This is a genomic window from Streptococcus mitis, assembly GCF_000960005.1.
Lineage (GTDB): Bacteria > Bacillota > Bacilli > Lactobacillales > Streptococcaceae > Streptococcus > Streptococcus mitis_CK.
On sequence record NZ_JYGP01000002.1, the window covers coordinates 199,259 to 220,388 of the forward strand.

General features: G+C 41.2%; 26 protein-coding genes and 1 tRNA gene. 24 read left to right on the top strand and 3 right to left on the bottom strand.

Going from position 1 to position 21,130, the window contains the following annotated elements; genetic code table 11:
• The first annotated feature begins 45 nt into the window (after nucleotides 1-45).
• Nucleotides 46-118, top strand: a tRNA-Thr gene (locus TZ90_RS02300).
• Between the two features lie 189 nt (nucleotides 119-307).
• On the top strand, nucleotides 308-616 hold the full coding sequence (locus tag TZ90_RS02305; RefSeq protein ID WP_045611244.1) for a hypothetical protein: 309 nt from the start codon (nucleotides 308-310) through the stop codon (nucleotides 614-616).
• A gap of 186 nt (nucleotides 617-802) precedes the next feature.
• On the opposite strand, the gene TZ90_RS02310 is transcribed toward TZ90_RS02305, so the two are convergent.
• Nucleotides 803-1,162 carry a DUF3397 family protein gene (locus TZ90_RS02310; RefSeq protein ID WP_004242853.1) on the bottom strand — a complete coding sequence of 120 codons (360 nt, stop codon included), beginning with the start codon at nucleotides 1,160-1,162 and terminating at the stop codon, nucleotides 803-805.
• 91 nt (nucleotides 1,163-1,253) lie between these two features.
• On the opposite strand from TZ90_RS02310, the gene mnmL reads away from it, so the two are divergent.
• The 5 genes from mnmL to TZ90_RS02335 are packed head-to-tail and all read left to right on the top strand — an operon-like array spanning nucleotide 1,254 to nucleotide 5,952.
• Nucleotides 1,254-2,210: a tRNA modification radical SAM protein MnmL/YtqA gene (gene mnmL / locus TZ90_RS02315; RefSeq protein ID WP_045611246.1), complete on the top strand. Its 957-nt coding sequence runs from the start codon at nucleotides 1,254-1,256 to the stop codon at nucleotides 2,208-2,210.
• Nucleotides 2,194-2,751 carry a tRNA 5-(aminomethyl)-2-thiouridylate-methyltransferase MnmM gene (gene mnmM, locus TZ90_RS02320; RefSeq protein WP_045606009.1) on the top strand — a complete coding sequence of 186 codons (558 nt, stop codon included), beginning with the start codon at nucleotides 2,194-2,196 and terminating at the stop codon, nucleotides 2,749-2,751. Before mnmL ends, mnmM begins: the two co-directional genes overlap by 17 nt.
• Nucleotides 2,744-2,998 carry a hypothetical protein gene (locus TZ90_RS02325; RefSeq protein ID WP_000361085.1) on the top strand — a complete coding sequence of 85 codons (255 nt, stop codon included), beginning with the start codon at nucleotides 2,744-2,746 and terminating at the stop codon, nucleotides 2,996-2,998. The genes mnmM and TZ90_RS02325 overlap by 8 nt, the downstream gene beginning before the upstream one ends.
• An 11-nt stretch (nucleotides 2,999-3,009) precedes the next feature.
• Entirely contained in the window at nucleotides 3,010-5,064 is a 2,055-nt protein-coding gene (locus TZ90_RS02330) for a cation:proton antiporter (RefSeq protein ID WP_045611248.1), read from the top strand.
• Between the two features lie 27 nt (nucleotides 5,065-5,091).
• Nucleotides 5,092-5,952: a YihY/virulence factor BrkB family protein gene (locus TZ90_RS02335; protein WP_045611249.1), complete on the top strand. Its 861-nt coding sequence runs from the start codon at nucleotides 5,092-5,094 to the stop codon at nucleotides 5,950-5,952.
• A gap of 78 nt (nucleotides 5,953-6,030) precedes the next feature.
• Here the strand turns inward: TZ90_RS02335 and queA are convergent, their stop codons facing one another.
• A complete protein-coding gene (gene queA / locus TZ90_RS02340) occupies nucleotides 6,031-7,059 on the bottom strand; it encodes a tRNA preQ1(34) S-adenosylmethionine ribosyltransferase-isomerase QueA (RefSeq protein WP_045611251.1) in 1,029 nt (342 codons plus the stop codon).
• A gap of 150 nt (nucleotides 7,060-7,209) precedes the next feature.
• On the opposite strand from queA, the gene TZ90_RS02345 reads away from it, so the two are divergent.
• Nucleotides 7,210-7,917, top strand: coding sequence for a glucosamine-6-phosphate deaminase (locus TZ90_RS02345; RefSeq protein ID WP_045611253.1), 708 nt, complete (start codon nucleotides 7,210-7,212; stop codon nucleotides 7,915-7,917).
• Nucleotides 7,918-8,120: 203 nt separating this feature from the next.
• Here the strand turns inward: TZ90_RS02345 and TZ90_RS02350 are convergent, their stop codons facing one another.
• A complete protein-coding gene (locus TZ90_RS02350; protein ID WP_023945626.1) occupies nucleotides 8,121-8,705 on the bottom strand; it encodes a rhomboid family intramembrane serine protease in 585 nt (194 codons plus the stop codon).
• A 212-nt stretch (nucleotides 8,706-8,917) separates the two neighbouring features.
• Between TZ90_RS02350 and rpsU the strand changes: the two genes are divergently transcribed.
• The 16 genes from rpsU to pstA all read left to right on the top strand — a co-directional run bounded on the left by rpsU (nucleotide 8,918) and on the right by pstA (nucleotide 21,123).
• The gene (rpsU, locus tag TZ90_RS02355) at nucleotides 8,918-9,094 is read left to right on the top strand and encodes a 30S ribosomal protein S21 (protein ID WP_000048054.1); all 177 of its coding nucleotides are present in this window, start codon (nucleotides 8,918-8,920) and stop codon (nucleotides 9,092-9,094) included.
• 327 nt (nucleotides 9,095-9,421) lie between these two features.
• Nucleotides 9,422-10,357, top strand: coding sequence for an HPr(Ser) kinase/phosphatase (gene hprK / locus TZ90_RS02365; RefSeq protein WP_000115157.1), 936 nt, complete (start codon nucleotides 9,422-9,424; stop codon nucleotides 10,355-10,357).
• Nucleotides 10,350-11,138 carry a prolipoprotein diacylglyceryl transferase gene (gene lgt / locus TZ90_RS02370; protein ID WP_045611257.1) on the top strand — a complete coding sequence of 263 codons (789 nt, stop codon included), beginning with the start codon at nucleotides 10,350-10,352 and terminating at the stop codon, nucleotides 11,136-11,138. The genes hprK and lgt overlap by 8 nt, the downstream gene beginning before the upstream one ends.
• Entirely contained in the window at nucleotides 11,139-11,522 is a 384-nt protein-coding gene (locus tag TZ90_RS02375; RefSeq protein ID WP_045611259.1) for a DUF948 domain-containing protein, read from the top strand.
• Between the two features lie 15 nt (nucleotides 11,523-11,537).
• Nucleotides 11,538-11,927 (top strand): YtxH domain-containing protein, encoded by a 390-nt coding sequence (locus TZ90_RS02380; RefSeq protein ID WP_000517381.1) that lies wholly within the window; start codon nucleotides 11,538-11,540, stop codon nucleotides 11,925-11,927.
• Nucleotides 11,928-12,010: 83 nt separating this feature from the next.
• On the top strand, nucleotides 12,011-13,141 hold the full coding sequence (gene hemW / locus TZ90_RS02385) for a radical SAM family heme chaperone HemW (protein WP_045611261.1): 1,131 nt from the start codon (nucleotides 12,011-12,013) through the stop codon (nucleotides 13,139-13,141).
• Between the two features lie 4 nt (nucleotides 13,142-13,145).
• Nucleotides 13,146-13,883: an acyl-[acyl-carrier-protein] thioesterase gene (locus TZ90_RS02390; protein WP_045612534.1), complete on the top strand. Its 738-nt coding sequence runs from the start codon at nucleotides 13,146-13,148 to the stop codon at nucleotides 13,881-13,883.
• A gap of 8 nt (nucleotides 13,884-13,891) precedes the next feature.
• Nucleotides 13,892-14,665, top strand: a complete 774-nt coding sequence (locus TZ90_RS02395) for a TIGR01457 family HAD-type hydrolase (RefSeq protein ID WP_045611263.1) — start codon at nucleotides 13,892-13,894, stop codon at nucleotides 14,663-14,665.
• Nucleotides 14,655-15,272: a TIGR01906 family membrane protein gene (locus TZ90_RS02400; protein WP_045611264.1), complete on the top strand. Its 618-nt coding sequence runs from the start codon at nucleotides 14,655-14,657 to the stop codon at nucleotides 15,270-15,272. The genes TZ90_RS02395 and TZ90_RS02400 overlap by 11 nt, the downstream gene beginning before the upstream one ends.
• Nucleotides 15,273-15,484: 212 nt before the next feature.
• Entirely contained in the window at nucleotides 15,485-15,886 is a 402-nt protein-coding gene (locus tag TZ90_RS02405; RefSeq protein ID WP_000631255.1) for a Spx/MgsR family RNA polymerase-binding regulatory protein, read from the top strand.
• Nucleotides 15,886-16,164 carry a UPF0223 family protein gene (locus tag TZ90_RS02410; RefSeq protein WP_001041974.1) on the top strand — a complete coding sequence of 93 codons (279 nt, stop codon included), beginning with the start codon at nucleotides 15,886-15,888 and terminating at the stop codon, nucleotides 16,162-16,164. The genes TZ90_RS02405 and TZ90_RS02410 overlap by 1 nt, the downstream gene beginning before the upstream one ends.
• On the top strand, nucleotides 16,154-16,927 hold the full coding sequence (locus tag TZ90_RS02415; RefSeq protein WP_045611267.1) for an inositol monophosphatase family protein: 774 nt from the start codon (nucleotides 16,154-16,156) through the stop codon (nucleotides 16,925-16,927). Before TZ90_RS02410 ends, TZ90_RS02415 begins: the two co-directional genes overlap by 11 nt.
• The gene (locus tag TZ90_RS02420) at nucleotides 16,928-18,232 is read left to right on the top strand and encodes an RsmF rRNA methyltransferase first C-terminal domain-containing protein (RefSeq protein WP_045611269.1); all 1,305 of its coding nucleotides are present in this window, start codon (nucleotides 16,928-16,930) and stop codon (nucleotides 18,230-18,232) included.
• Nucleotides 18,233-18,453: 221 nt separating this feature from the next.
• The gene (locus TZ90_RS02425) at nucleotides 18,454-19,332 is read left to right on the top strand and encodes a phosphate ABC transporter substrate-binding protein PstS family protein (protein ID WP_000746329.1); all 879 of its coding nucleotides are present in this window, start codon (nucleotides 18,454-18,456) and stop codon (nucleotides 19,330-19,332) included.
• Complete coding sequence (gene pstC, locus TZ90_RS02430) at nucleotides 19,332-20,249, top strand: phosphate ABC transporter permease subunit PstC (RefSeq protein WP_001070903.1); 918 nt, start codon at nucleotides 19,332-19,334, stop codon at nucleotides 20,247-20,249. The genes TZ90_RS02425 and pstC overlap by 1 nt, the downstream gene beginning before the upstream one ends.
• Nucleotides 20,239-21,123: a phosphate ABC transporter permease PstA gene (gene pstA / locus TZ90_RS02435; protein ID WP_000543046.1), complete on the top strand. Its 885-nt coding sequence runs from the start codon at nucleotides 20,239-20,241 to the stop codon at nucleotides 21,121-21,123. The genes pstC and pstA overlap by 11 nt, the downstream gene beginning before the upstream one ends.
• The last annotated feature ends 7 nt before the right edge of the window (nucleotides 21,124-21,130 follow it).

Sequence of the window (21,130 nt, forward strand, 5' to 3'; positions counted from 1 at the left end):
ATTTCTTGACACCTATTCTCAGAGTGCTATACTGTAAGTGTAATCGCCGATTTAGCTCAGTTGGTAGAGTAAGGCACTCGTAAAGCCTAGGTCACAGGTTCAAACCCTGCAATCGGCAAAGAGAAGAAACTCATTCTACTGGGTTTCTTTTTTTCTTAATTATTGAACCATTTAGACCGAGATAGAGACCAGATAGACAAAAGAGCTTGTTCTTGAAACTGACCTCTGCTATAATGATTTTTGTAAGGGACGTGAGATGTCACTATCAGATAACTCAAGTTCATAAAAAAGAAATTGGAGATAAAAAATGAAAAAATTATTAGGGATTATATTTTTAGTAGCAGCAGCGACAGTAGTGTATTTTGGTTCTGTTGGATGGCCAAGTTTAAATGTCAACCTCTGGTCATTGATTCCGGTAGGGCTGTTCCTCTTTTTCACTCTAGAGAATCTTTTGAAAAAAGACTACAAGGCTAGTCTGATGTGTTTGATTATTGCCTTTATTATTGCGAATGCAATTTTGGACCTTTTGCCAATTTCAAGTGGCTTGGTAATTGGAGCGGGCGTACTAGCTTGCATTGGTATTGGGTACCTCTCTCCTGATAAAGAAGGAAAATAATACTCTTCGAAAATCAAATTCAAACCACGTCAGCTTCGCCTTGCCGTACTCAAGTACTGTCTGTGGCTAGCTTCCTAGTTTGCTTTTTGATTTTCATTGAGTATAAGAATTATTAAAAAAGATATAAAGAAAAAACACTTCAATCATTGTATTTTAGTTTGATTGAGGTGTTTTCGATTTAGTTTTTTATTTCTGAGCCATCAATTCAACAATCATCTCGATATACATGACAAGGGTTAATAAGAATCCTGCACGCCAGAAGAATTTGATGAATTTAGGATAGTAAAAGCTGCGTTTTTTCAAAAGGAAGAAAAAAACGAGAATAATGGCTAGGAGTGAGAGGGCTAGTCCCAGTCTAGGGAGGAAATTATGGGTAAAGGTTTTAGCTGTAATAAGGTAATATTCAAATACCAAGACTGGAAAAGCCAAATCCGCAAAGTTTCGTCCTAGTTTTTTTAATCTAAAAAGTTTGGTTATGATAATGCAGACTACTAAGGTCAGTATCAATAATAAAATAGATGCTAATTTCATTAAAATCATACCCATATTGTATCATAAAAAATCGCTAAAGGAAACGAGAAACAGAGGAATTTATAGGAAAGTCAGGCTTTTGAGATTGTGGGTGTTTTTTGTTATAATGAAAGTTATGAAATCTTATAATACCTTGAATGATTATTATCGAAAACTATTTGGAGAAAAGACCTTTAAAGTCCCTATTGATGCGGGGTTTGACTGTCCCAATCGTGATGGAACTGTGGCTCATGGAGGCTGTACTTTTTGTACGGTTTCAGGTTCTGGAGATGCTATCGTAGCACCGGACGCGCCTATCCGTGAGCAATTTTATAAGGAAATTGACTTTATGCACCGTAAGTGGCCGGATGTTCAGAAGTATCTGGTTTATTTTCAAAATTTTACCAACACCCATGAAAAGGTTGAAGTTATTCGGGAGCGCTATGAGCAGGCTATCAACGAGCCAGGTGTAGTAGGAATCAATATCGGAACACGGCCAGATTGTTTACCAGACGAAACTATCGAATATTTGGCTGAGTTGGCGGAGTGCATGCATGTGACGGTTGAATTGGGCTTGCAGACTACTTATGAAACAACCTCTGACCTGATTAACCGTGCCCACTCCTATGAATTGTACGTGGAAACGGTCAAGCGTTTGAGGAAATATCCCAAGATTGAGATTGTTTCTCATTTGATTAACGGACTTCCTGGTGAAACCCATGAGATGATGATTGAAAATGTCCGCCGCTGTGTCACGGATAACGATATTCAAGGGATTAAACTGCACTTGCTTCACCTGATGACCAATACGCGTATGCAACGTGATTACCACGAAGGACGCTTGCAACTGATGAGCCAGGACGAATATGTCAAGGTTATCTGCGACCAACTGGAAATCATTCCCAAACATATCGTCATCCATCGAATTACGGGAGATGCACCTAGAGATATGCTGATTGGGCCTATGTGGAGCCTCAATAAATGGGAAGTTCTCAACAGCATTGAGATGGAGATGCGACGTCGTGGAAGCGTTCAAGGATGTAAGGCTGTAAAACAGGAGTTTGAAAATGAAAAGACCACTTGAGATGGCACATGATTTTTTGGCTGAGGTAGTAACTCAGGACGATATCGTAGTGGATGCGACCATGGGAAATGGTCATGACACGCTTTTTTTAGCCAAGCTAGCCAAGCAAGTCTATGCCTTTGATATTCAGGAACAAGCCTTGGAAAAGACCCAAGAGCGTTTGCATCAAGCTGGCTTGACAAATGCCCAATTAATCTTGCAAGGTCATGAGACACTGGACCAGTTTGTGACAGAAGCCAAGGCAGGAATTTTCAATCTGGGCTATTTGCCATCAGCTGATAAGTCTGTCATCACCCAACCTCAGACAACGATCGAAGCATTAGAAAAACTGTGTCATTTGCTTGTCAAAGGTGGACGGATTGCTATCATGATCTACTATGGTCATGAAGGAGGCGACCTAGAGAGGGATGCTGTTTTGGATTTTGTTAGCCAGTTGAATCAACAAGAGTACACAGCTGCCATTTACCGAACTTTAAACCAAGTCAACAACCCACCATTTTTAGTAATGATTGAAAAATTAGAGAGATATAGACATGGATAAACAATACCTACGTGAAAAGCTGGATGCCATGCGCCAGAATTTTGTTGAATCAACCCACCACGAACGAGCGGTGGGGGTGTTAGATCAAGCACACATGAGCAAAAAAATGCTTAAAATCAAGAAAAAATTAGTTGCTCTTGAAATGGAACGGTGCCAGAGAAAAATTGAGCACAAGGATTGTTCCAAGATTGACCAAAAAATCAAAGAGCAGAAGGAGATATTTGAATCTTGTTGTAAAAAAGATTAAGGAGGTCGTGCGTGGAATTGCTGATTTACCTCATCCTATTTTTACTGGTCTTGATTGTCTCAAGTACAACCAATAAGCTCCTGCCCTTTTTGCCTCTCCCTTTGGTCCAAATTCTTTTGGGAATTGTGATCGGTCTCTTTTTACCCAATACCGACTTTCATCTCAATACAGAGTTGTTTTTGGCCCTGGTTATCGGGCCCTTGCTTTTCCGAGAGTCGGAGGAAGCAGATATTACGGCTATTTTAAAACACTGGCGAATCATTGTTTATCTCATATTTCCAGTGATTTTCATCTCGACCCTGAGTTTGGGTGGCTTGGCCCATCTTCTTTGGCTCAGTCTTCCCTTGGCGGCTTGCTTGGCTGTTGGGGCAGCACTTGGGCCTACGGATTTGGTGGCCTTTGCCTCTCTTTCGGAGCGGTTTAGCTTTCCTAAGCGTGTGTCCAATATTCTTAAGGGTGAAGGACTCTTGAATGATGCTTCTGGCTTGGTTGCCTTTCAGGTAGCTTTGACAGCTTGGACAACTGGAACCTTTTCCCTTGGGCAAGCGAGTAGTTCGCTCATCTTTTCAATCCTAGGCGGTTTTTTGATTGGCTTTTTAACAGCCATGACCAACCGTTTCCTCCATAGCTTCTTGCTAAGTGTGAGAGCAATGGATATTGCTAGTGAGCTCCTTCTGGAATTGAGTTTGCCTCTGGTGACCTTCTTCCTGGCAGAAGAAGTCCATGTTTCAGGGATTATTGCCGTTGTAGTTGCTGGGATTTTAAAGGCAAGTCGTTTTAAGAAAATTACGCTCCTTGAAGCCCAAGTGGATACGGTGACCGAGACGGTTTGGCATACAGTGAACTTTATGCTGAACGGTTCTGTCTTTGTGATTTTAGGGATGGAGTTGGAAATGATAGCAGAACCTATCTTGACCAATCCAATCTATGATCCCTTACTTTTATTGCTATCTCTTATAGCCCTTACCTTTGTTCTCTTTGCTATTCGTTTTGTCATGATTTATGGCTATTATACCTATAGGACTAGACGTCTCAAGAAAAAGCTAAATAAGTATATGAAGGACATGCTTCTTTTGACCTTCTCAGGTGTCAAGGGAACGGTGTCGATTGCTACGATCCTTCTGATACCAAGTAATCTAGAACAGGAGTATCCTCTCTTGCTTTTCCTTGTCGCAGGTGTGACGCTTGTAAGCTTTTTAACAGGCCTCGTAGTCTTGCCTCATCTTTCTGATGAACAGGAAGAAAGCAAGGACTATCTCATGCATATCGCCATTTTGAATGAAGTAACGCTAGCGTTGGAAAAAGAGTTGGAAGATACCAGAAATAAGCTCCCTCTCTATGCAGCCATTGACAATTACCATGGACGTATTGAGAATCTCATCCTGAGTCAAGAAAATAAGGGGTCTCAAGAAGACTGGGAGGCCTTGAAACTTCTCATCCTCAGTATTGAAAGTGATGGTTTAGAACAGGCTTACGAAGAGGACAAGATGAGTGAGCGTGCCTATCGAGTCTACCAACGTTATTTGAAAAACATGGAACAAAGTATCAATCGCAAGTTTGCTTCACGATTGACCTATTATTTCCTTGTTTCCTTGCGAATTTTACGTTTTCTCCTACACGAAGTCTTTACCTTTGGCAAGACCTTCCGCAGTTGGAAAAATGAAGAATCACAGAAACTCAGAGCTCTTGACTATGACCAAATTGCAGAGCTCTATCTAGAAAATACAGAGATGATTATCGAAAGTTTGGAGAACCTTAAAGGGGTTTACAAGAGTTCTTTAATCAGTTTCATGCAGGATTCTCGTCTCCGTGAAACAGCTATTATCACTAGTGGTGCCTTTGTCGAACGGGTTATCAATCGCGTCAAGCCCAACAATATCGATGAAATGCTGAGAGGTTATTATCTGGAGCGCAAGTTGATTTTCGAATACGAAGAAAAACGATTGATTACGACCAAGTATGCCAAGAAGTTACGACAAAATGTGAATAACTTAGAGAACTATTCCTTGAAGGAAGCTGCCAATACCTTACCTTATGATATGATGGAATTGGTAAGAAGAAATTAATCAAGATTGTAAGTGAAGGAGTGTGACATGAAGAAGTGGTGGAAAGAGCTGATAGACAAACCTTTAGTAAAAGCTTTTTTGCATTATTACCAAGCATCAGATAGTGAGTTGACCAGTGTTGCAGTAGCCTACTATTGGTTGATTTCGATTTTTCCCCTGCTTTTGGTGGTGGTTACTATCCTCCCTTATTTTCAGATTCCAATTTCTAATTTTTTAAAGGTTGTCAATGAATTTTTGCCCGATACCATGTATGATGTGGTCGCAAAGATTATTACAGAAGTGCTGACCCAACCTTCAACGGGTTTATTGAGTTTTGCGGTTTTGTCAGCCCTCTGGACCTTTTCAAAATCCATGAATTTCCTACAGAAAGCCTTTAATAAAGCTTACGGAGTAGCAAAAAATCGTGGACTGATTTCCCATCAGCTCATGAGTTTGTTTGTCAGTTTTGGCTTGCAGATTCTCTTTGCTTTAGCCCTCTTTCTCAGTGTATTTGGTCGCATGCTTCTCAATCTTATCAAAAGCTACTGGAAATCGGATAGTCCTCTCTTTGATTATCTGCAAGACTTAACAGGCCCTTTGGTCTATGCCTTGATTTTTGCTATCTTGGTCATGCTTTATTATTTCCTGCCCAATGTTAAGGTTCGACGGATTCGACATGTATTGCCAGGTAGTGCCTTTGTCTTGTTGACCCTGGTCTTACTGCTCAATATCTTTTCAGTCTATGTTAACAATTATGTCAATCACCTAGTGGACGTCCGTTTTTTCAGTTCCGTCGTCGTGGTGGTCATGATGTTTTGGTTTATTCTCATCGCTAAGATTTTAATTGTCGGCGCGGTGATCAATGCCAGTGTTCAGAGCTTGAAAGATCCGAGCTTGAGAATAAATTAACTCAATTTTATCTATAACAAAACGCATACTATCAAGTTTTTATAATGCCTGATAATATGCGTTTTTTGATTGTGAAAATTAGTAGATAAACATGGCATCGCCAAAACTAAAGAAGCGGTAGTGTTCTTGGATGGCATGGTGATAGGCATCTAAGACTAATTCACGGCCTGCAAAGGCAGAAACCAGCATGACCAAAGTTGATTTTGGCAGGTGGAAGTTGGTTGAGAAGGCATCCACGACCTTCCACTCATAGCCAGGTTTGATAAAGATATTGGTCCAGCCAGAATCTGCTTGGATTTGTCCATCAAACTTGGAACCAATAGTCTCCAAGGTGCGGATAGAAGTAGTTCCGACAGCGATGACACGACCACCATTTTCTTTGACAGAGCGAAGGGTGCTAGCAGCTTCCTCAGAAAGTTGGTAGAATTCTGAGTGCATTTCGTGTTCGTCCAGATTGTCAACTGAAACGGGTCTAAAGGTTCCGAGTCCGACATGAAGAGTCAGATAGACTAGATGAACACCCTTAGCTTGGATTTCTGCTAGTAGTTCTTTGGTGAAGTGCAGTCCAGCAGTTGGTGCAGCAGCAGAGCCACTTTCCTTGGCGTAAACAGTTTGATAGCGTTCACGGTCATCCAGTTTTTCATGAATATAAGGTGGCAGTGGCATTTCTCCCAGACTTTCCAAAACTTCTAGGAAAATTCCTTGGTATTCAAAGCGGACAATGCGGCCCCCGTGAGTCAATTCTTCCGTAACGACAGCGCTGAGGCGACCATCACCAAAGCTGACACGAGTACCAATCTTGAGGCGTTTGGCAGGTTTAGCCAGAACTTCCCATTCATCGCCACTAATGTTTTTGAGTAGGAGCAGTTCCACATGACCTCCAGTTTCTTCCTTTTGACCATAGAGGCGGGCAGGGAGAACACGTGTATCGTTCATAACAAGGGCATCACCAGGTTCCAGCATATCAATAATAGAGTGGAAGTGTTTATCCTGCATTTCTCCCGTCTCACGATTGACAATGAGGAGTTTAGAAGCGTCCCGTTTTTCAAGGGGCGTTTGGGCAATCAATTCCTCGGGTAAGTGGAAATCAAAATCAGCTGTATTCATATATCTGTTCATTCTTTCTAAGTTCTAATCTTATCCATTATAACATGTTTCAAGTATAGTCGCTCTTTTTTTAGAAATTAAATCGTTTTCACTTGACAAAAATTGGTCTATACCATATAATAAATATAGATTGAAACGGAGGATAAAAAGATGAAAGTTATTAAAGTTGAAAACCAAATCGAAGGTGGAAAAGTTGCTTTTGAGATTTTGAAGGATAAATTGGCCAATGGAGCTCAAACCCTAGGACTTGCGACAGGAAGTAGCCCACTTGAGTTTTATAAGGAAATCGTTGAGAGTGACCTTGATTTTTCAAATCTAACCAGTGTCAACCTTGATGAGTATGTAGGACTTGATGGATCCAATCCACAGTCTTACCGTTACTTCATGCAAGAAAACTTGTTCAACCAAAAACCATTTAAAGAAAGTTTCTTGCCTCGTGGGGTTAAGGACAATGCTAAAGCTGAAGTTGAACGCTACAACCAAATTTTGGCTGACCATCCAGTTGATCTCCAAATCTTGGGAATCGGTCGCAATGGACATATCGGCTTTAATGAGCCTGGTACTCCATTTGACAGTCAAACGCATCTAGTTGAACTTGACCAGTCTACTATCGAAGCCAATGCTCGCTTCTTTGACAAGATTGAAGATGTTCCAACTCAAGCCATTTCAATGGGGATTAAAAATATCTTGGATGCCAAGTCAATCCTTCTCTTTGCTTACGGTGAGTCGAAAGCAGAAGCCATTGCCGGAACAGTGTCTGGCCCAGTGACTGAGAATCTCCCAGCAAGTAGTCTACAAAATCACCCTGACGTGACCATCATTGCAGATGCAGAAGCGCTCAGCTTACTTGAAAAATAAAAAGTATAAAAACCACTTGCTCTTTGGAGTGAGTGGTTTTTTACTTCAAATGTTCACTATCCTGCTAAAAGAAATTTTTCTGTAAATTCCCGTAACAGTTGTCGATATTTCATATAAAAAGGTATCCAATAGAAAATTATTAAATGTCTGTAAACTGTGATATAATCGTATTGACTATTTTTTATGATACTATACAATTTTTATTAAGACAGTCGATAGTTGTTGATGCTGGAAACCATGATATAACTGGCAATTCCTGACATGTGAAGAAAGGTTGAAATCCAGCCTGTTATATTTGGTAGAAGCATGGTGAGAGATAGAACGATTAAAAGGATATAAAATAGTTTTAATCCTAAATTGAAATTTTTCCATATACTAAACATATTCATCACCCCACCCGTTACAAAAGCATAGCCAATAGCAGAGATACCCGATGCCTGAATTTCTTGATTCTGTGTTAATATATGGAATACAATTGAAGATATTACCATAGAAGTAATAAAAACTAAAAATACATATTTTGATCCCCTTTTATACTCCAATAGCCCACCAAAAGGAAGTAACATTAAAGTATTTAAAACTAAATGAAACCATATAAACCATACTGGTGCTTCTTTACTTCCATGCATAAATGTACCACTAAAGTATTGCCAACAATAAATTGGCTTTGAATGAAATGCAAATAAGTCATACATTACACTTCCCCAAAAGGTAGTAAGAATTCCTAGCAATAAACAAATTACAACTAAAATACTGACCACAGGGTAAATTTTTATGATTCTTTTCATGTTATAGATTCACTTCTAAATAATACTAATTTTTGCTAATCAATATGTGTCACTATTATATCATTTCCATCTATAAATGTTAATCAATTTTAACAAGATTAACAACAAGATTAAAATTGAAGATAATCAAAATTAACCTGCATTTTTTCTTGACAATTATTCCTTTTACGTGTAAAATAGAATAGATCTTGAACTTGAAGGGAGTGAAAAAAATGTCTAAAACAGTAGTACGTAAGAATGAATCTCTTGACGACGCACTTCGTCGTTTCAAACGTGCGGTTACTAAAGCTGGTACTCTTCAAGAAACACGCAAACGTGAATTCTATGAAAAACCTTCTGTAAAACGTAAACGTAAATCAGAAGCAGCTCGTAAACGTAAAAAATTCTAATTAGAAATGAAAGGCTGGAGAAATCTAGTCCTTTTTCTTTTAATACTCTTCGAAAATCTCTTCAAACCACGTCAACGTCGCCTTGCCGTAGATATGGTTACTGACTTCGTCAGTTCTATCCACAACCTCAAAACAGTGTTTTGAGCTGACTTCGTCAGTCTTATCTACAACCTCAAAGCAGTGCTTCGAGCAGCCTACGGCTAGTTTCCTAGTTTGCTCTTTGATTTTCATTGAGTATAAATAAATACTCCAAAGCCTGCAAAAATCTGAAACTTCCTCCCACAATTTGATATAATAGTAAAAAGAACTCGATTGAAGGAGGAAATGATGTCGGTTTTAGTAAAAGAAGTGATTGAAAAGCTTAGACTAGACATTGTCTATGGCGAACCAGAATTACTTGAAAAGGAAATTAATACCGCGGACATTACGCGACCTGGTCTTGAAATGACGGGCTATTTTGACTACTATACTCCAGAGCGAATCCAGCTCTTGGGAATGAAGGAGTGGTCCTATCTCGTTTCAATGTCCTCTCACAACCGTTACCAAGTCTTGAAAAAAATGTTTCTACCTGAGACACCTGCGGTCATTGTTGCTCGTGGTTTAGTGGTTCCAGAGGAAATGTTAAAGGCAGCCAGAGAATGTAAGATTGCCATCTTAACTAGTCGTACAGCAACCAGTCGTTTATCTGGAGAGTTATCTAGTTATCTGGATTCACGTTTAGCAGAACGGACCAGTGTGCACGGTGTCTTGATGGATATCTATGGTATGGGTGTCTTGATTCAAGGTGATAGTGGCATCGGTAAGAGTGAGACAGGTCTAGAGCTTGTCAAACGTGGTCACCGCTTGGTAGCTGATGACCGTGTCGATATCTTTGCCAAGGACGAGATTACTCTTTGGGGTGAACCGGCTGAAATCTTGAGACACCTGATTGAAATTCGTGGGGTTGGGATTATCGATGTCATGAGCCTCTACGGTGCGAGTGCCGTTAAGGATTCTTCACAAGTCCAGCTGGCTGTTTATTTGGAAAATTACGATACACATAAAACTTTTGATCGTCTTGGAAACAATGCAGAGGAACTTGAAATTTCTGGCGTATCTATTCCTCGTATTCGTATTCCAGTTAAAACAGGTCGTAATATCTCTGTCGTGATTGAGGCTGCTGCCATGAATTATCGTGCCAAGGAAATGGGCTTTGATGCGACGCGTTTGTTCGAAGAACGCTTGACAAATCTCATTGCTCAAAACGAGGTGCCTAATGCTTGATCCAATTGCTATTCATCTAGGCCCTCTAGCCATTCGTTGGTATGCCTTGTGTATTGTGACAGGTTTGATTCTTGCGGTTTATTTGACCATGAAAGAAGCGCCTAAAAAGAAGATCATACCAGACGATATTTTAGATTTCATCTTGATAGCCTTTCCCTTGGCTATTTTAGGAGCTCGTCTCTACTATGTCATTTTCCGTTTTGATTACTATAGTCAGAATTTGGGAGAGATTTTTGCCATTTGGAATGGTGGTTTGGCCATTTACGGTGGTTTGATAACTGGGGCTATTGTGCTCTATATCTTTGCTGATCGTAAACTTATCAATACTTGGGATTTCCTAGATATTGCAGCGCCTAGCGTCATGATTGCCCAAAGTTTGGGTCGCTGGGGTAATTTCTTTAACCAAGAAGCCTATGGTGCAGCAGTTGATAATTTGGATTATCTACCTGGCTTTATTCGTGACCAGATGTATATTGAGGGGAGCTATCGTCAACCGACCTTCCTTTATGAGTCTCTATGGAATCTACTTGGATTTGCTTTGATTTTGATATTCAGACGAAAATGGAAGAGTCTTAGACGAGGTCATATCACTGCTTTTTACTTGATTTGGTATGGTTTCGGTCGTATGATCATCGAAGGTATGCGGACAGATAGTCTCATGTTCTTTGGCCTTCGAGTGTCTCAATGGCTATCAGTTGTTCTTATCGGACTGGGTATTTTTATCATTCTATATCAAAATCGTAAGAAGGCTCCGTACTATATTTCAGAGGAGGAAAACTAAATGTTAGAAGTTGCATATATTCTTGTTGCCCTAGCTTTGATTGTCTTTTTAGTCTATCTAATCATTACTGTACAAAAGCTTGGACGTGTTATCGATGAAACAGAGAAGACGATTAAAACCTTAACTTCAGATGTGGATGTGACCTTGCATCATACCAATGAATTGCTGTCTAAGGTCAATGTCTTGGCAGATGATATCAATGTCAAAGTAGCAACGATTGATCCACTCTTTAGTGCTGTTGCAGATTTATCTCTATCTGTTTCCGACCTCAATGATCATGCGCGTGTATTGGGTAAGAAAGCTTCATCAGCTGGTTCAAAAACCATTAAGACTGGTGCAAGTTTGTCAGCTCTTCGTCTTGCAAGTAAATTTTTCAAAAAATAAAAAAGGAGAATTCTTATGGGTAAACTATCCTCAATTCTTTTAGGAACTGTTTCAGGTGCAGCTCTTGCCTTGTTTTTAACAAGCGACAAGGGCAAACAAGTTTGCAGTCAGGCTCAAGATTTTCTAGATGATTTGAGAGAAGATCCTGAATATGCCAAGGAGCAGGTCTGTGAAAAACTGACAGAAGTCAAGGAGCAGGCTACAGATTTTGTTCTTAAAACCAAAGAACAGGTTGAGTCGGGTGAAATCACTGTGGACAGTGTACTTGCTCAAGCCAAATCATGTGCTCGTCAAGCGACAGAAGCATCAAAAGATCGATTCAATAACCTCAAGGAGCAATGGCAAGAAAAGGCCGAAACTCTTGATGAATCAGAAGAGATTGTTATTGACATAACAGAAGAATAAACCATCACCATCTCTGGACGGACTATGTATCTGGGGATGGTGATTTTTTTCTCCTAGCCTGTCTTTGTGGTATAATAAGTACTATGCAGAAAAAACCAACGTCAGCCTATGTGCACATCCCGTTTTGTACTCAAATTTGTTATTATTGTGATTTTTCAAAGGTTTTTATTAAGAATCAGCCGGTAGATAGTTATTTGGAACATCTGTTAGAAGAATTTCAATCTTATGATATTCAAAAGTTGAGAACCCTCTATATCGGTGGTGGCACACCGACAGCTTTGTCAGCTTCTCAATTGGAGCTGTTATTGAAGGGCTTGACTAAAAACTTGGACTTGTCTGTCTTAGAAGAGTTGACCATTGAGGCCAATCCAGGCGATTTGGATGCAGATAAGATAGCTGTTTTGAAAAACTCGGCTGTCAATCGTGTTTCGCTAGGCGTGCAGACCTTTGACGACAAGATGCTGAAAAAGATTGGGCGCAGTCATTTGGAGAAGGATATTTATGAAAATATCGACCGTCTGAAACTGGCTGGTTTTGACAATATCTCCATCGATTTGATCTATGCACTGCCAGGTCAGACCATGGAGCAGGTCAAGGAAAATGTGGCTAAAGCCATTGGGTTGGATATTCCCCATATGAGTCTGTATAGCTTGATTTTGGAAAATCATACGGTCTTTATGAACCGGATGAGACGAGGGAAATTGCCTCTGCCTAAGGAGGAACTGGAAGCTGAGATGTTTGAGTACATCATTGCAGAGCTGGAGCGAGCTGGTTTTGAGCATTATGAGATTTCCAATTTCTCAAAGCCTGGTTTTGAAAGTCGCCACAATCTCATGTACTGGGATAATGCTGAATACTATGGCATCGGTGCTGGGGCATCTGGTTATGTTAATGGAGTGCGCTATAAAAATCATGGTCCCATTCGTCATTATCTCAGTGCAGTTGAGGAAGGCAATGCTCGTGTTACAGAAGAGCACCTGAGCCAAAAAGAGCAAATGGAAGAAGAAATGTTTCTGGGGCTTCGCAAGAAATCAGGGGTCTCTATAGCGCGATTTGAGGAAAAATTTGGACGGTCTTTTGATGGACTTTATGGAGAAATTGTCAGAGATTTGGTTCAACAAGGTCTCATGCAAATAGACGGTGATTGCGTGCGCATGACAAAAAGAGGTCTCTTTTTAGGAGACACCGTAGCAGAACGATTTATTTTGGAGTAGGATGATGGGCTTAACTTATCAAATGAAAATGAAAATTCCTTTTGATATGGCTGATATGAATGGTCATATTAAACTTCCAGATGTGATTTTACTGTCCCTGCAAGTTTCAGGGATGCAGTCGATTGAACTGGGAGTTAGTGATAAGACTATTTTGGAAGAGCATAATCTGGTCTGGATTATCACAGACTATGATATTGAGGTGGTTCGTTTGCCTCGTTTTGCAGAAGAAATTACTATTGAAACGGAAGCTTTGAGCTACAATCGGCTCTTTTGCTACCGTCGCTTTACTATTTATGATGAAGCAGGACAGAACCTTATCCACATGATGGCGACCTTTGTTCTCATGAACCGAGACAGTCGAAAAGTCCATGCTGTCGAACCTGAGATTGTGGCTCCTTACCAGTCTGATTTTGATAAAAAACTTATCCGTGGTCCAAAGTATGAGCCTTTGGAAGAGTCAGTCAGCAAGGATTACCATGTCCGTTTTTACGATTTGGATATGAATGGTCATGTCAATAACAGTAAATATCTGGACTGGATTTTTGAGGTCATGGGAGCGGACTTTTTGACCCAATATATTCCCAAGAAAATCAACCTCAAGTATGTCAAGGAAGTTCGACCAGGTGGGGTGATTACATCGGCTGTTGAACGGACTGGACTGGAAAGCAAACATGAGATTACAAGCGACGGTGCTACCAATGCACAAGCTATCATTACTTGGCAAGAAATGAAGGAGGATTAGAGAAAAATATGAAATATAAAGGCTATTTAATTGATTTAGACGGAACCATTTATAAGGGGAAGGATCGAATTCCAGCAGGGGAGGCTTTTGTTCATGAATTGCAAAAGCGGGACATTCCCTATCTCTTTGTAACCAACAATACAACCCGCACTCCAGAGAGTGTTCAGGAGATGTTGGCTCAGAATTTTAATATCGATACGCCCCTATCGACTGTCTACACAGCGACTTTGGCGACTATCGACTATATGAACGACTTGGGTCTTGAAAAGACCGTCTATGTTATCGGAGAAGCAGGGCTCAAGGAAGCCATCAAGGCGGCTGGTTATGTGGAAGACAAGGATAATCCTGCCTATGTGGTAGTAGGTCTGGACTGGCAAGTCGACTATGAAAAATTTGCGACAGCAACTCTGGCTATCCAAAAGGGTGCTCACTTTATCGGAACCAATCCTGACCTCAACATTCCTACAGAACGCGGTCTTTTGCCAGGTGCTGGTTCACTGATTACGCTGCTTGAAGTAGCAACACGAGTGAATCCTGTTTATATCGGGAAACCAAATGCCATCATTATGAACAAGGCAGTTGAGCACTTAGGTTTGCAACGTGAAGAGTTGATTATGGTTGGGGATAACTATTTAACAGATATCCGAGCAGGGATTGACAACGGTATTCCAACGCTCTTGGTGACAACAGGTTTTACCAAGGCAGAAGAATTGGCAGACCTGCCAATCGCACCGACTCATGTGGTTTCTAGCCTTGCGGAGTGGAACTTTGATGAAAACTAAACTGACCTTTTGGAGCTCTATGCTCTTTCTCCTCTCCCTCTCAATCCTTTTGACCATTTATTTGGCTTGGATTTTTTATCCGCTGGAAATTCAGTGGCTGAATTTAACAGATCGGGTCTATTTAAAACCAGAAACCATTCAGTACAACTTTCATATCTTGATGAATTATCTGACCAATCCATTTAGTCAGGTCCTAGAGATGCCAGATTTTCGTTCGTCAGCTGCTGGGCTACACCATTTTGCAGTGGTCAAGAACCTCTTTCACCTGGTTCAGCTAGTAGCTTTAGTGACACTGCCAAGTTTTTACGTCTTTGTCAATAGGATTGTGAAAAAGGGCTTTTTATCTCTATTTAGTAAAGGGCTTCTGACTCTAGTGGTTTTGCCTTTGCTGATTGGCCTTGGAGGAGTTTTGATTGGTTTTGACCAATTCTTTACCCTTTTCCATCAAATTCTCTTTGTGGGAGATGATACTTGGCTTTTTGATCCAGCCAAGGATCCAGTGATTCTGATTTTACCAGAGACTTTCTTCCTTCATGCCTTCCTCCTCTTTTTTGCCCTCTATGAAAGCTTCTTTGGTTTTCTGTACCTGAAAAGTCGTAGGAAATAATACTAAAGATGTTCTTATTTTGAGTAAATAAGTTAGGTATGTGATTCGAAACTATTGTCAAGAGTGAATTAACTAAATCTACCTTACCTCAATCGTTCGCGAACAGTCTATTTTTCTTGAAAAAATAGGCTTTTTTTTCTAAAAATATCTAGTCAAGCGCTTTATTTTTTTGTATAATAGAACTAGCAAAGTATAGATAAGAAGAGAAAAGCATGATTACACTATTCCTATCACCGAGCTGTACTTCATGTCGTAAGGCAAAGGCCTGGTTAGAAAAACATAAGGTGCCCTTTGAGGAGCACAATATTATGACCAGTCCTTTAACAAGAAAAGAATTGCAACACATCCTTTCCTTGACCGAAAATGGTACTGATGACATCATTTCAACTCGTTCAAAAATTTTTCAAAAATTGAATATTGATGTAGAGAGTATCTCGGTATCGGAATTGCTTCATTTAATTGAGCAGTATCCAAGTCTTTTGCGTCGTCCAATTATTATTGATGCTAAACGTATGCAAATTGGTTTCAATGAAGATGAGATTCGTGCTTTTCTCCCTCGTAGTTACCGTAAGCAAGAACTAAAAGAAGCAAGAATGAGAGCTGGTATTAGTTAATGAACAAACAGTATAGTTACCCACTAGATTTGTCGTGGAGCACTGAAGAACTTGCTTCAGTGCTTTCTTTTTTTAATGATGTTGAAGCTGCCTATGAAGGTAAGGTAGAGGCTAAAAAGTTACTGGACTCTTATAAGGGATTCAAGGCGGTCGTGCCAAGTAAGAGTGAAGAGAAACGTTTGGGACGAGAATTTGAAACAGTGAGTGGCTATTCGCTTTACCGAGCAGTTCAGGCGGCTAAGGAAAAAGGGGAAGGAAAGATTTCTCTTGGAAAGTAAATTTGAATTTGCCAAAGAGCTTGTTAAGAGAGCGGGCCAGTATATCCTTGACCATATGCAGGAAGACTTGCGTGTTGAAACCAAGTCCTCTCCAACAGACTTGGTGACCAGACTGGACAAGGAAGTTCAGGAACTCTTGGTTAGTGAGATTTTGTCCCGTTATCCTGAGGATAAGATTTGTGCTGAAGAAGGTTGTCTGCGAGCCTCGGTTCAAGAGGGCAAGGTTTGGGTCATTGATCCGATTGATGGTACCAATAATTTTGTCGCCCAGCAGGAAGATTTTGCTGTTATGGTGGCTTATTTTGAAAATGGTCAGGGACAGTTTGGTCTAATTTATGATGTGGTCAAAGGGGATTGTTATCACGGTGGTGGAGCCTTTCCCGTTTGTCTAAATGATAAGCCCCTAGCTCCCTTTAAAGCAAAACCACTTGGAGATTTTCTCATTGCAGGGAATAGTGGTATGCTGGAAACCAATGAATGGGGTCTGGCTGATTTGGGTCGATCGGTCCTCGGTGTACGTGTCTATGGGAGTGCGGCCATTAGTTTTGCCAAGATTTTGTCAGGGCATTTGTTGACCTATGTCACTTATCTGCAACCATGGGATTATGCTGCGGCTAGTATTTTAGGGGAAAGTCTGGGATATCGGATTGTGACTCTTTCTGGTGAAACTCCTAATTTTCAGACCAGACAGCCGGTCATGATGCTACCTCTTGAGATGCAGGAGGAAATTCAGTCCTATATTTACGAAAGGAAAAGAACTTAAATGCAATTTCCAGAAGGATTTGTTGAAAAATATGAAGAGATACTAGGAGATGAGGCAAGAGATTTTCTTGCCTCTTTTGAGGAGGAAGCGGTTTCGGCCTTTCGGGTCAATCCTTTAAAAGAAGCGCCAGTTTCCTTTTCTGATCCCATTCCTCAAACCCCTTGGGGCCATTATGGGAAGGTGTCTGGGAAATCTCCGGAACATGCTACAGGTTTGGTTTATTCGCAAGAACCTGCTGCTCAGATGGTTGCTCAGGTAGCCCAACCCAGTCCTGGTATGAAAGTCTTGGATTTGGCTGCTGCACCGGGTGGAAAATCAACTCAGCTGGCAGCCTATCTAGCAGGGGAGGGTCTCCTTGTCTCCAATGAAATTTCAAGCAAACGGGCTAAGATTTTAGTAGAAAACATGGAGCGCTTTGGGGCGACAAATGTTGTGGTGACTAATGAATCTGCTGACCGCTTGGCCAAGGTCTTTAAAGGCTATTTTGACCTCATTGTCCTAGATGCCCCTTGCTCAGGGGAAGGGATGTTCCGTAAGCAACCAGATGCTATGGACTATTGGAACTTAGATTATCCAAGTCAATGTGCTAGCTTGCAAAGAGAAATTCTGGAAGATGCAGTAACCATGCTAGCTGAAGGTGGTCGCTTGGTTTATTCAACCTGTACCTGGGCCCCCGAGGAAAACGAAGAGATCGTCAATTGGCTACTGGAAGAGTATGATTTTGACTTGTTACCAGTAGAGCATATCAATGGAATGGTAGCTGGAATTGACCTGCCAGAAACGGCTCGGATGTACCCTCATCATTTTAAGGGAGAGGGACAATTTGTAGCTCATTTACAATTTAGAGGTGACAATCCAGCTCCTAAATTTAAGGCAAGTAAGAGCAATCTCAGCCGAGAACAAGTTTCCTTGTGGCAGGAATTTACCCAAAACCACCTGAAGGTTAATCTACCGGGTATCTTGCAGACTTTTGGAGACCAGCTTTATCTCTTGCCAGAACTTTTGCCAGATTTAGGGAAACTCAAGATTGCTAGGAATAGCCTGCATTTAGGGACCTTTAAGAAGAAACGCTTTGAGCCTAGTTTTGCTCTTGGTCTAGCTTTGAAACCGAGTCAGGTCAAGCAGTCGGTTGAAATTGACCAAGAGGCGTTTGTAAAGTATGCGGCTGGAGAAACCGTTCAGCTGGCGGAAAATCTGCCAAATGGTTGGTACCAAGTTTTGGTTCAAGGCAATGGTTTGGGCTTTGCTAAGGTGACTGGAAATATTTTGAAAAATTATTTTCCAAAAGGCCTCAGATTCAAGTGAAAATGCTAGTCAAAGTAGCTTGTCTATGTTATAGTGGAAGTATGGATTTTTTTCAAATTGTCTTTCATTTTAAGTCAAAATTGGTGGGCAAAGTAACTGAGCAAATTTCAAGTAAAATCAGGCTCAGAACTTCAGTTGGCTCCCAATTTTAAAAAAGAAAAACATAAATAAATAGTTGAAAAAATTCACAGCATTCACCATTATTTTCAAGGAGAAAAACAGTGAAAAAAAGGAAAAAACTCGCTCTATCCCTTGCGGCTCTTTTGCTAGCAGGTTCTTTGGCGGGATGTGCTAGCTGGATTGATCGTGGAGAATCCATGACAGCTGTTGGCTCAACGGCTCTTCAGCCCTTGGTCGAAGCAGCAGCAGATGAATTTGGCTCTATGCACGTTGGAAAAACAGTCAACGTCCAAGGTGGAGGATCTGGTACAGGTTTGTCTCAGGTTCAGTCTGGAGCCGTTGATGTAGGAAATTCAGACGTATTTGCCGAGGAAAAAGACGGTATCAACGCATCCGCTCTAGTGGACCATAAGGTAGCGGTAGCGGGCTTGGCGGTTATTGTAAACAAGGAAGTTGACGTTGAAAATCTGACAACTGAACAACTCCGTAGCATCTTCACAGGTCAAGTGACCAACTGGAAAGAAGTCGGTGGGAAAGACCTAGCCATTTCCATTATCAACCGCGCGGCAAGTTCTGGTTCGCGTGCAACCTTTGATAGTGTTATCATGGATGGTCAATCTGCCGTGCAGAGTCAAGAACAGGATTCAAATGGGATGGTCAAAAACATTGTTTCCCAGACACCAGGAGCCATTTCTTACCTAGCCTTTGCCTATGTGGATGACTCAGTTAAACGTATGAAGTTGAATGGCTATGAGCCGATTGCAGAAAATGTTACAACCAATAACTGGCCTTTGTGGTCTTATGAACACATGTACACCCTAGGTCAACCAAATGAATTGGTAGCAGAGTTTCTCAACTTTGTCCTCTCCGATGAAGCGCAAAGTGGAATCGTTAAGGGGATGGGCTATATTTCTGTCAAGGAAATGAAGGTTGAAAAAGATGCTGTAGGAACGGTGACAGCACTAGAAGGGAGTCAATAATGAATCAAGAAGAATTAGCTAAAAAATTACTTTCTCCCTCAAAGAACTCTCGTCTAGAGAAATTAGGGAAAGGCTTGACCTTTGCCTGTCTGTCTTTGATTGTTATCATCGTGGCTATGATTTTGATTTTCGTAGCCCAAAAAGGTTTGTCGACCTTCTTTGTAAATGGGGTTAATATCTTTGATTTCCTTTTTGGTCAAACTTGGAATCCTTCAGGTAAACAATTTGGTGCGCTTCCAATGATTTTGGGTTCCTTTATTGTCACAATCCTATCAGCCCTTATCGCAACTCCTTTTGCTATTGGTGCGGCAGTCTTTATGACTGAAGTCTCACCAAAAGGTGCTAGAATCTTGCAACCAGCTATTGAATTACTTGTCGGGATTCCTTCAGTCGTGTATGGATTTATCGGTTTGCAGGTCGTAGTTCCCTTTGTACGTAGTGTCTTTGGTGGAACTGGTTTTGGAATCTTGTCAGGGATTTTCGTTCTCTTTGTCATGATTTTACCAACGGTAACCTTTATGACAACCGATAGTTTGCGTGCGGTGCCTCGTCACTACCGCGAAGCCAGTTTGGCTATGGGGGCTACTCGTTGGCAAACCATCTGGCGCGTGACCTTGAAGGCAGCGCGTTCAGGGATTTTCACAGCAGTGGTCTTTGGGATGGCGCGTGCCTTTGGTGAGGCCTTGGCCATTCAGATGGTTGTCGGAAACTCAGCTGTTGTCCCAACTTCATTGACAACGCCTGCTGCGACCTTGACCTCTGTTTTGACCATGGGTATCGGAAATACCGTTATGGGAACAGTTGATAATAACGTTCTCTGGTCACTGGCCTTAGTCTTGCTTTTGATGAGTTTGGCCTTCAACAGTGTGATTAAATTGATTACGAAAGAAAGAGGAAAGAAAAACTATGCACGCTAAGAAATTAGATAAAATTGCAACAGCTGTCCTCTACTCGATTGCAGGAATTATTGTTGCCATCTTGGCATCCTTGATTCTCTATATCTTGGTTCGTGGTTTGCCTCACATCTCTTGGTCTTTCTTGACTGGCAAATCATCTTCTTACCAAGCGGGCGGAGGGATTGGAATTCAGCTCTATAATTCCTTCTTCCTTTTGGTTATTACCTTGATTATCTCTGTTCCCTTATCTATGGGGGCTGGGATTTTCCTAGCTGAATACGCCAAAAAAGGTCCTGTGACCAATTTTGTCAGAACCTGTATTGAAATCTTGTCTTCACTGCCATCAGTGGTTGTAGGTCTCTTTGGTTACTTGATCTTTGTAGTTCAGTTTGAGTATGGATTTTCAATTATTTCAGGCGCCTTGGCCTTGACGGTCTTTAACCTACCTCAGATGACTCGTAATGTTGAGGACAGCTTGAAACATGTTCACCATACGCAACGTGAAGCTGGCTTAGCTCTGGGTATTTCTCGTTGGGAGACTGTGGTCCATGTGGTCATTCCAGAAGCCCTACCAGGTATTGTAACGGGTGTCGTCTTGGCTTCTGGTCGTATCTTTGGTGAGGCTGCGGCTCTTATCTATACAGCAGGACAATCCGCTCCAGCCCTGGACTGGTCTAATTGGAATATTCTCAGTGTGACCAGTCCAATCTCTATCTTCCGTCAAGCAGAAACCTTGGCTGTCCACATTTGGAAAGTCAATAGTGAAGGTACCATTCCAGATGGAACTATCGTATCAGCAGGTTCTGCCGCAGTGCTCCTTATCTTTATCCTCATTTTTAACTTTGGAGCCCGTAAACTCGGAAGCTACCTACATAAGAAATTAACCGCTGCCTAAAGGAGAA